Here is a 10648-nt window from a genome sequence, read left to right on the forward strand (position 1 = left end):
GGATCTTAAGTACTACAAGTCTTTTAATAACCCATGAATGGATCAAACCGATTAGGTAAGGAATCCTTGCCAACATCCCAGCAAGCAGAACATTCCCACGATCACCATACAGACCACGAACATAGAGATCATACTCATGGGGCTGGAGAGTCGGCTCATTCTCATGTCCATAGCGAAGAGTCTTTACGGCGAATTGTCAATCGATTATCGCGGATAGAAGGACATGTTCGCGGTATTAAGACAATGGTGCAGCAGAGTAGCCCTTGTCCTGATGTTCTACTGCAAATTGCCGCAGTGCGCGGTGCATTGGATCGGGTGGCGCGAATTGTTTTGGATGAACATTTAACTGAGTGTATTGGTAGAGCCGCACAAGAGGGTAATATTGACGTTGAAATTAAACAGTTAAAAGCTGCTTTGGATCGATTTTTACCTTAAAAATTAGAAAAATAAAAAATTATAGGGGTTATCATCCTGGTAAAGTCCGTTTTAAAATGATAGTTTGGGCGGTTCCAAAGCAGTTACAGGGCAGTAAATAGACCCTCAAATTTATAGTAAACGCTTACTAGGAACTTTGTGCATAAGCCATAAAATAATCCGGTGTGCGATCGCACTTAATTTCTACTGTAGACGAGCGATCGCTAACATAATTTATGCGCGAACTTCCTAAAATATGATTTTCAATAATTATCAATTTCATTATTCTTTAATTGGCACTTTAGATAAACCACTTATTCTTTTTTTACATGGCTTAATGGGTAACATTGATGAATTTGATGAAGCTATAAAATTACTATTAGATGAATTTTCCTATTTAACAATTGACCTTCCTGGACACGGAAAAACTCAAGTTTTGGGTGGGGATGATTACTATACAATGACAAACACTGCCCATGCCTTAATCAACTTGCTGGATGAGTTAAAAATTGCCAAATGCTTCTTAGTTGGTTATTCAATGGGTGGAAGATTAGCTTTATACCTCACCCTACATTTTCCCGAACGTTTCTTAAAAGTTGTACTAGAGTCAGCTTCCCCAGGTTTATCAGCAGAAGCAGAACGATTAGAACGCATTAAACTTGATAGGCAAATAGGTAGAAAATTAGTAAGAAGTGTTACTAGAACTGATTTTATTACTTTTCTATCAAATTGGTACAATCAACCAATTTTTGGTAGTCTAAAAAATCATCCAGAATACAATCGCATGGTAGAAAGTCGGTTGCAGAACAATCCACATAAATTAGATAAATCACTGTGCTTTATGGGGACTGGCTGCCAACCATCTTTATGGGAAAAGCTACAAGATAATAAAATATCTATGCTTTTACTAGTCGGTGAATATGATGAAAAGTTTATATCTATTAATACAAAAATGGCTAAAATATGTGAAATTGCCAAATTAAAAATAATTAGTAATGCTGGACATAATATTCACTTTGAAAATACCTTGGCATTTGTAGAAAATATCAAATATTTTTTGTCCGCAGCAAGTTAAAAATTAGGATAACTTCACTGCTTCTTTACTGCCTTGTTAGAAGGAGTTGGAGATGGTGTCAATTTCGGGGCTGTTCGTTGATTAGCTGCGGTTAATTCCTCTTGCAACATTTTCTGATAAATCTTAGGCAAAGAGCTACTAACAAAATTAGTTTCTATACCATATCCTAGACTTGTCCAAGTGGGAGAAAGTCGCCGCAAAACATCATTTAACTTTCCCTGATGCAACAGTTGAGAAATATCAGTTCCCCAAACTTTAGAATCACTTAACCAACGGTAAACCACTATATCTTGATATTCTGCTTCAAAACTATAAGTAGTCCAAAACATCATCTGCATCGGCTTTGGGTGATAACGGGGGGCTAAACGATACCAAGTAATGTTAATAATTTGATATCTGCCAGCAGCCGTAGAACAATTACCTGTGTTGGGGCCTGTGACAATTGTGACGCATATTTCAGGATGTCGGCTAAGGTCGTTGACTTGTTGTCCACCATACAACAGCGAATAGGGACGATTGCCACTTGCTTCACTCGCTGAGATGGTTCGCATTAAAGCGCGGATATAGGGGTCGCCCTGTTTCATGACCAAAGGCGGCTGTTTAACTGCAAAGATGGGATCAGAAGGCGATCGCAAGTCTCCAATATACCATTGCAACAAATACACGAAGCCAAGAAGCGCAGCTATTGGCCCAATAAGTTTTTCAACACCTTTGAATTCAAAGCCTTTCAGAGTCCGACTCCTTCAAATTCGCTCTCTTTGCTAACAAAAATCATCGACGAACTCATTCTGACAAAGTTCACACCTGATTGTTAGTTATTATTTTCGATTTGCTCTTTTTTTTAGGAATTAGGAAAAAAGGGCATAAATAAGTATAGCAAGCGAGATACTCCCAACAATGCCGACTAAGTATAAAAGGATGTTTGGAAAGTCTAAAAAAGCTTAAGTAACAATATTCTGTCAGTAGATAAAAATGCGACATATTTTAGAGGTTGTACATCGTCAAACACTTAATCATGAAAACATAAGTCCTTTAGTTATGCATAAAAAATCACTTTAAAGCTATTGATTTTATAGATGGAATGTCAGAAAATTTAAATGGAGTTAGAGGATTTTTGAAAAGTTGGCAGTTGAGTAAAAAAAGCTGTCATGGTATAAGCTGTAGATACGTATAAACAGCACCATTGATAGCAAACAAGTCTTAGTAAAAGTTCAACATTTCTGGGGATAATGGTATCTCGTTTGAACACAATTTGGGTTGATGGCGGTTATGATAGTGACCCGTTTATGCGTTGGTTAATGGATTTCTGCCATTGGATTGTACAAGTTGTGCTGCGACCTAAACAGCGCAAAGGATTTGTTTTACTTCCCAAGCGTTGGCTGGTTGAGCGTACTTACGGTAAAGCTCAATTGTTACCGCCGACTTAGCAAAGAATGTGAACAGTTACCTGACACTACCGAGACTTTCATTTACCTTGCTATGATTTGGCTCATGGTCAGACGACTTGCATGATTTTTTATCTTCTTCAACTTTTCAAACATCCTCTAAGTCCTTAGTCAAAGATTGTTTGTTTATAATATTTAGAGCAAATTTAAGGATGTTTGAAAATTCAGAATTTCACATCGATTCATCTTTGTCAACATTTGGTAATACCTCAAATTATTTAGGTAATAATTCGGTAAATCCTTTGCAAGCGGATTGGACAGGATTCAATTCCCAGAGACTTTTAACGTTAGCAGGTGAGATGCTGATTAATGTATGGCAAAACCAAACTAACCCAACCCAAGCATTGGTTTACACTGCTGCGAGTATTTTCAATCCTAATTTTGCGGCTAATGCTCAGGTTGCCTTTGGAGAAACCTTTGATGTTAGCACACAAGCATTAGGTGCTGACATACTGGGTGGAATCTATGGTGTCTTGCCAGATGTGAAATTTCTTTCCAATTCTGAAATGAATGGTGCTTCGGGCGCGTATGCCAAAAGTAGTAACACAATCTACCTTAACAGTGTTTTTCTGACGCAGAATGCGTCTAATCCAACCGCTATCGGCAAAGTTATTGTTGAAGAAACAGGACATTTCCTAAATGTCTACACCAGTCATATTGACTCACCTGGCGATGAAGGTGACATCCTTGCACGGCTTAAAAATAACGAAAAAATCTCTAATGAAGTATTAAAAAGATTAAAGTCTGTAATTGGTAACTGTGCAAACGATATTCTTACTGGCAACAGCTTTAATAACAGCCTCAATGGCAACAGCGGTAATGATGTTTTGGATGCCTATGGTTCTGGTCTTCTTGAGCAAGATGATTTGCTGGGTGGTCTAGGAAGCGATCGCTTTATTCTTGGAGATGCTAACAATACTTATTATACTCGAAGTGGAAGCTGTGATCTTGCTGCGATCGCTGATTTCAGGATTGGTGAAGACACTATTCAACTCAGACGGCTTTCTAATTCTGTGACGAATTCTAGTCAAGCCTATGGCTATCGTTTAAACACAGTAGGAAAAAATACAGAAATTCGTTTAGACAACAATGAACTCATTGCTATTCTGAATGGTGTGACAGGTCTAGATCTCACTAGCTCTGCTTTTCAACTTGTTGGTACTGTTCCGCCTCCTGACTATGCAGGAAATAGTATCAGTACAGCTTATAACATTAATATATTAAATACTTATCGTAGTTTTAGTGATTGGGTAGGTGCAGCAGATACAAACGACTACTATCGCTTCTCTGTGGAATCTCAAAGTAACTTCAATCTCAGTTTAACAGGTTTAAGTGCTGATGCTGATGTCCAGTTACTCGATGATTTAGGTAATGTAATTACCAGTTCTACTAACAATGGAAGTAGTTCCGAGTCTATCATCCGTCAGTTAAGTGCAGGTACATACTTGGCGCGGGTTTATCCTTTTAGTAGTGCCAATACTAACTACAATCTCAGCTTGACGGCAAACCCAATTCCTAACATTAGCTTTAGTTCTTTTAATGTTTTTGATGCTGCGGGTGACAGTACTATCAACAGTGTCTTCCAAGGTGGAGCCATTCAGTTAAATTATGGTTTGTCAAATGTTACATCTTTATCAAGTGTTCGCTTAGAAGCTCTAAAAAACGGTAGTACTATAAATCTAGGAACTTGGACTGGAGCTAGTTTATCCAACTCTTTAATCAACCTCGCTAACTTCTCCAGCTTAACGGGAGGTGATTATCAATTCCGTGCAGTCGCTCGCACTACCAGTGGTCAAGACTTTTTCTCTAGTTCCCAATCAATGAAAATTTTGTCTTGGAGTCAATCTAGCAATACCACTTATGGAACTTTTGCTGGTGAAACACTTAATTACTCTGGTGGATTAGGTACAGGCGCTGTTATTGTGGGACGCGGTGGAACAGACACTTTGAATCTCTGTGGTATTTGCCGCTCTAATGTGATTGGTATTAATGGCGTCAGTCTTGGGTATTTTAATCCCTTCTATTCAACTAATCAAGCAATTTTTAGAGGCACAACTTTTGACTATTTAACTTTAGCTGATGGTCGAGAAATCTACATCCAAGGAATTGAAAGCCTCCGCTTTGGTGATGGCTCAACATTAGAGATGCAAGTCCGCACCAATGATACTTACTTCAATTCTCAATGGAATCTAAGTGTATCTGATGTCGGGAGTGCATGGCGCTTTACCCAAGGTGCAAATAACGTATTGATATCATCTTTGGATTCAGGTGTGCTAACGGCGGCTGGCAAAAGCGGTAGTGTTGTGGATATTTCAACAAACCGCTTGATCACTGATCCAACAGATGATGATAACTACGATCCTCCAGGGCATGGACATGAAGCAATCAGTATTATGTCTTCAACGGCTAACAATGGTTCTGGCGTTGCTGGCATCAACTGGAATAGCAGTGTGTACGTGAATGATGTGTATAATGGCGTATCTTTACAGCAAGCAATTCGTGACACTATTGCTTATGCAAGAGCCAGGAATCAGCGCGTTGTTTTCCAAGGTGGTATTCAAGGTGAGAATTGGCTGACCAAGGGTGGTACACAAGCACAACTGGAACAGTTAATCCGAGATAACTCTGACATTGCTATATTTGCCATAGCAGCAGGTAATGGTGGAATTGATATAGACAACTCTAGTATCCTACAGCGCTATAGTGGTGGTGTTGCAAGGCTTCAAACTACTTACAGTAATGTGATGTCTGTAGGGGCGCTTGAGCGTTCAGGACAATCGACTGTGAATGGTTTGGCAAATGCTACATCTGTAAATAGAGCTTATTACTCCAACTTTGGCTCCAGCCTCACACTTATGGCAGCAACAGACTCACCAGCGATGAAACCAGATGGCAGTGTGAACTTAATGTTTAGCGGAACCTCTGCTGCTAATCCCAATATGGCTGGAATTGCTTCACTGGTTTGGAGCGTTAACTCTAGCCTCAATGGGGGGCAATTGCGTCAGATTCTGATCGATACAGCAATGGATTTGGGTGCAACAGGTCGGGATAATACTTTTGGAAATGGTTTAGTTAATGCAGATGCTGCTGTACGCCGCGCATTGGCACTAAGCCGTAACAATCAACTTAGCAATCTTTATTCTGGACGATCAGAATTTGCATAAGGTTGTTTAGATTAAGGCAAAAAGGGTTCATAACTGGAATTGTAGAAAGGCGATCGCTTTTCTACAATTCCAAAATAACGATCGCATTTTTTGTTGTCGTGAAAAATGGGGTGCGTTCACGTAAATATAAAGCGATCGCTTTCGGGAGTGGAATCAAGGGGCGGTCAATTTAGATGAGGTAAGCTACTTGACATGCCGCAGCTACCCCCGTCGTAGACATCGCTTTCCCATGAAAATGTGAGCCGATCATGTTGGGAATAGAATCCCCTGGGATATCAGCACTGTTGAAATAGCTCCTTAAAGCTTTTTGAGGCTGCTTCAGGTTTGGCAACAATTTCGACAAGTTTATTGCGTGCATCTGCTTCAAACAGCGCTTCAACAGCAACTTGGGCGACTTTTTGCCTGGGGATGCTACCGTCGAACAGTGTATCAGCGTTCTGCATCACGATTGCATCGAGGTTATCTTCATTCTTCAACCCACCAGGTCGCACAATCGTATAAGTAAGACCACTTTTCTGGATATACTCTTCAGCTTGTTTTTTCCACACCAAAATCAGCCAAAACAAGTTTAGCGGATGGAAAAGCTGGGAAGTACACAATGAAGAAACGAAGACAAAATGCTCAATTCCCTTTACCTTAGCAGCATCTACTAAATTTTTACTCCCTTCAAAATCTACCTTATAGGGGCCAGTGGGGTCAAAGCTAGGTTTTGCCCCAGTAGCAACCAACACAACTGTGCTATCTCCCAACCCAGCAGTCAGACTTTCTGGTTGTAACACGTCGCCTACCACTAATTCGACTTCAGGAGACAGAATACCCCTGGCTTTCTCTACATCCCGCACCAAGGCTCGGACGGGAATATTCCGCGCTATTAATTCTTGCACAATCCGGCGACCTGTTTCACCCGTTGCCCCTGCTACAAATGCTTTCATGAGAAATGCTATCCTGGGAAACTATTGTGTGCTTGTTCAGTTATTTATTTTAGTAATTCTATGCAGGTAATGGCAGATTAATGAGGTTTCGGTCAAAATGGGATCTGAATGCGAAATCACCCAGGCATGTGGGGAATTATTAATATAGATCAACGCCAAAATATACAGTAATGCATTTATGCTTTCAACAAAAGGCGAATATAAATCCTGGGAAATAACAGAAGCAGTTTTACCTGTAGCGTCCAGCCAACAAGAAGCCGAGGACACATTAACAGAAGCAAATGTAGCGACGCTCACAAAATTTTCTGGTCATTATCAAGATTTTATGGAAATGCCTGCCCCAGTAGAGAAGGTTGCTGAGTATCTCAATGCTCACGCCTCATGGTTTTGTCGTTGCGCTGAACCCATGAAGGTGGAATCACTTGGGGAAAATGGCTATGCTTTAGTAATTGGTCGTTTTGGTGCTTTTGGTTATGAAGTAGAACCGAAAATTGGTTTGGAATTGTTGCCCCCAGACGAAAGTATTTACCGCATCCGTACAATCCCCATTCCTGACTACCAACCGCCTGGTTACGACGTAGACTATCGGGCATCTCTACAATTAATAGAAAACAATGCTTCCACTAGCATCGGCGAAGTTACCAGAGTTGAATGGGAATTGGATTTAATGGTTGATTTGCACTTTCCCAGGTTTATTCAGCGATTACCCAAGTCTATAATTCAATCTACAGGCGATCGCTTACTTAACCAAATCGTCCGCCAAGTCTCCCGCCGCTTAACTCGCAAAGTTCAAGAAGATTTTCATAAATCTTTGGAAATACCCTTTCCTGTTAATTCTAAGCAAAAGCTGTGATTCAATAGTTATTTTTTGTCATTTGTCAAAAATTAGTGACAAATGACAAACTACTACTTAATCTATGCTTGAGTCAGAATTTTTTGGACAATTTGCACGCCAGTAACAGCCTGCCAAGCAAAAAGTCCCAAAAGGATAGAATTCAACAAAATGTGAGTTGCACGCGCCCAATTTGCCCCTTTCTGCATATAAGGAGACAAAGCAGCAGAAAATGCAATCAAACCCGTCATACCCAGTCCTGCTAGTAGGTGAGACCCGATAAATAACTTACCATTATTGATGTAAGTGACAGCCATAGCAATGAGTGTACCTGCTACCATCAAAGCTAGGAGTATAGACCCCATTTGGTAGTGTCTGACGTTATATTTACCTTTAATCAGTTCTTTCTTTTCTTCCCCCTGAGCATTTCTGGTATGCTGTACTTGCAGCCCCAAGTAGGCAGCATAAATTGAGAGTGCTAACAGCGCCCACATGAGCACCGGATGAATGAAGTTCAGCCAATATTTAATTGATGGAGTAAGTTGCAGACTCATCGTGTTCTCGCCTAATTATTAAATCTTCATAAAAATTAGCATAACTCTAGTTTCTGTGGTTAAAGCTGCACAGAGTAAAAGAGAATAAGGAAAATTCTGTTCTCCCACCTCCCCTACTATTTTGCTTCGCCCTCTTGCCAAAGTGGATAAACAATCTCAGACTGAATTTTAAGGGTAGACGAACAAAACCCCCTGTGTGGGATCTCATCCATGACTGAAAACAACGATACTTTGCTGCTAAAAGCTGCTAAAAGTGGCGATATTAAGGGGCTGTGTGCGCTACTGGCTACTGGTGCGAGGGTGGACACGTGTGATCGCCAAGGCACGACGGCGTTAATGTTTGCTGCCAATTTAGGCTATACCGAAATTGTGCGATCGCTACTGGATGCTAGGGCAAATATCGACTTGAAAAGAAAACTCTATGGTTTGACAGCTTTGATGTTGGCAGTTAGTGCTAAACAGTTTGACATTGTGCAGCTTTTACTATCCAAAGGTGCTGATGTAAATGCCACTAATGAAGATGGCAGCACAGCTTTAATGGCAGCAGTACTCAAAGGCCATGTAGATATAGTGCGAGTCTTATTGGCTGCTGGTGCGAAGGTGAATATCGCGGATAAAGATGATGATACTGCCTTGAAACTCGCCGTTAAGCAGGGACAAATAGAAGTTATAGAAGCAATTCTCCAAACTGGTGCCGATGTCAATATCCGAGATGAGGAGGGTGAGACACTCTTAACATTAGCGGCAGACTTGGGACATGTGAAGATTGTGGAAGCACTGCTAGCAGCAGGGGCTGATGTGAATGTGAAAAACGCTAATGGTGGAATTGCCCTATCGGCAGCAGCAGCAGCGGGACACAGTGCGGTAGCAGCAGCTTTACTAGATCGAGGTGCCGAGATTAATCTCCAAGATCAAGATGGTGAAACTGCCCTACACCTTGCCGTTGTGGAAGGCTACATTGATGTCGTACAAGTGTTACTTAACAGGGATGCAGATGCTCAAATTAAGAACCACCTGGGTGATACGCCACTGCTTGTAGCAGCATTGCAGGGACATAGCCAAATTGTTGAGGCCCTGCTGCGTTCTGGGGGAGATATTAATGATAAAAATCTTGGTGAACTACCTTTGACGTTGGCTGCATCACAAGGACACACCCAAACAGTGAAAGTGTTGCTAGACTATGGTGCTGATGCCAAAACACCGGGAGATGATGGCAAAACTGCTTTGATCAAGGCAACCGAACGCAAGCACACAGAGATTATACATTTGCTGCTGGCAAAGGGGGCAGATGTGAATTTTCAAGACTCAGCGAGGGCAACATCTTTGATGTGGGCTGCCTCAGCAGGTTATGACGAAATCGTGCAGGTATTACTCCAAGCTGGGGCAGATGTGAATTTGAAAAACCGTGGTGGTTATACTGCTTTGATGATTGCAGAATTTAATGGTTATAAGAATGTGGTACGGAGTCTACAAAAAGCTGGGGCGCAAGAATAGCCATCTGAATTCTGAATTTAAAATATTTTTATAAATATCTTGACAAATCATTAAATGAAGGTTATTAACTTAAATACCAAGGAAGTTGAAAACAAACAAGTCTCTACCTGAGAAATAAACAAAGCAAAACTCCGTCGTTGCTGTTGTGAACTTGCTACGGCGGAGAAAAGAAAAATAAAAACGCCAAAACGGAGCAGGCCAAATGCTTGCGTCACAAGGATAGAAAGAAAGCAAAAATGAAGAAGTAAATTTACCTTTTACTTTTTACCTTGTACATTTTACCTTTTACCTGGTTTCCCCTTCGGCGTTTCCTACTGTGCTAGATGTGCAAAATATATAGTTTTTACTTGAATAGAAAAGTATTCTAAGGATCATTTTTTATGTATTATTCTAAAGTCTAAACACAAACGATTCACTAAAAAAGGTTGATGTGCGGCCATTTGGGCGATCGCTACAGAGAGTCAAAGAAAAAATAATTAGAAGAAGAATTTACCTATTTAGAATCTAGGAATCAGAATCAAGACGCCAAGGGACTTACTACCGGTGGCTATCAGTGAGGGATTCAGACACGCAACTACGAAAGTTGGCTACCAAATCATAGATTTGGTGGGGTGGCAAGAGTAGCCACTGCGTTGGGCAAGGCAATAGACCTCTTGCAGAATTATTTTATGGTAAGATTGGGGGTTTTTAGCTTGATTAAACTCACTTATGCGATCCGAGCAAACAAAAAAACTATCA

Annotated in this window: 9 protein-coding genes and 1 pseudogene; 6 read left to right on the forward strand and 4 right to left on the reverse strand. The window is 40.7% G+C overall.

The features are described 5' to 3' along the window. Window positions 1-33 precede the first annotated feature (33 nt). Window positions 34-435 carry a metal-sensing transcriptional repressor gene (locus V7K46_RS13405; protein WP_335113815.1) on the forward strand — a complete coding sequence of 134 codons (402 nt, stop codon included), beginning with the start codon at window positions 34-36 and terminating at the stop codon, window positions 433-435. Window positions 436-562: 127 nt separating this feature from the next. Here V7K46_RS13405 and V7K46_RS13410 read toward each other — a convergent pair whose 3' ends face one another. Next, window positions 563-697, reverse strand: coding sequence for a hypothetical protein (locus V7K46_RS13410; RefSeq protein ID WP_335076133.1), 135 nt, complete (start codon window positions 695-697; stop codon window positions 563-565). On the opposite strand from V7K46_RS13410, the gene menH reads away from it, so the two are divergent. Further along, on the forward strand, window positions 671-1489 hold the full coding sequence (gene menH, locus V7K46_RS13415) for a 2-succinyl-6-hydroxy-2,4-cyclohexadiene-1-carboxylate synthase (RefSeq protein WP_335113816.1): 819 nt from the start codon (window positions 671-673) through the stop codon (window positions 1487-1489). The two genes, V7K46_RS13410 and menH, sit on opposite strands and share 27 nt — an antisense overlap. A 14-nt stretch (window positions 1490-1503) precedes the next feature. On the opposite strand, the gene V7K46_RS13420 is transcribed toward menH, so the two are convergent. After that, the gene (locus V7K46_RS13420; RefSeq protein ID WP_335076137.1) at window positions 1504-2154 is read right to left on the reverse strand and encodes a glycoside hydrolase family 24 protein; all 651 of its coding nucleotides are present in this window, start codon (window positions 2152-2154) and stop codon (window positions 1504-1506) included. Between the two features lie 567 nt (window positions 2155-2721). Here V7K46_RS13420 and V7K46_RS13425 point away from each other — a divergent pair. Together V7K46_RS13425 and V7K46_RS13430 are read left to right on the forward strand one after the other, a co-directional pair. Beyond that, window positions 2722-3001: pseudogene (locus V7K46_RS13425) on the forward strand (transposase); the annotation flags it as partial. Between the two features lie 85 nt (window positions 3002-3086). Next, window positions 3087-6098, forward strand: a complete 3012-nt coding sequence (locus V7K46_RS13430; RefSeq protein ID WP_335113819.1) for a S8 family serine peptidase — start codon at window positions 3087-3089, stop codon at window positions 6096-6098. A gap of 275 nt (window positions 6099-6373) precedes the next feature. Here the strand turns inward: V7K46_RS13430 and V7K46_RS13435 are convergent, their stop codons facing one another. Further along, window positions 6374-7030: an NAD(P)H-binding protein gene (locus tag V7K46_RS13435; RefSeq protein WP_335113821.1), complete on the reverse strand. Its 657-nt coding sequence runs from the start codon at window positions 7028-7030 to the stop codon at window positions 6374-6376. 178 nt (window positions 7031-7208) lie between these two features. Here V7K46_RS13435 and V7K46_RS13440 point away from each other — a divergent pair, with 178 nt between their 5' ends. Beyond that, window positions 7209-7883 (forward strand): DUF1997 domain-containing protein, encoded by a 675-nt coding sequence (locus tag V7K46_RS13440; protein ID WP_335113823.1) that lies wholly within the window; start codon window positions 7209-7211, stop codon window positions 7881-7883. Window positions 7884-7945: 62 nt separating this feature from the next. Here the strand turns inward: V7K46_RS13440 and V7K46_RS13445 are convergent, their stop codons facing one another. After that, window positions 7946-8416, reverse strand: a complete 471-nt coding sequence (locus V7K46_RS13445) for a DUF4079 domain-containing protein (RefSeq protein WP_335113825.1) — start codon at window positions 8414-8416, stop codon at window positions 7946-7948. Window positions 8417-8626: 210 nt separating this feature from the next. On the opposite strand from V7K46_RS13445, the gene V7K46_RS13450 reads away from it, so the two are divergent. Further along, on the forward strand, window positions 8627-9910 hold the full coding sequence (locus V7K46_RS13450) for an ankyrin repeat domain-containing protein (RefSeq protein ID WP_335113827.1): 1284 nt from the start codon (window positions 8627-8629) through the stop codon (window positions 9908-9910). The last annotated feature ends 738 nt before the right edge of the window (window positions 9911-10648 follow it).

The sequence above is a fragment of the Nostoc sp. genome, assembly GCF_036917395.1.
Lineage (GTDB): Bacteria > Cyanobacteriota > Cyanobacteriia > Cyanobacteriales > Nostocaceae > Nostoc.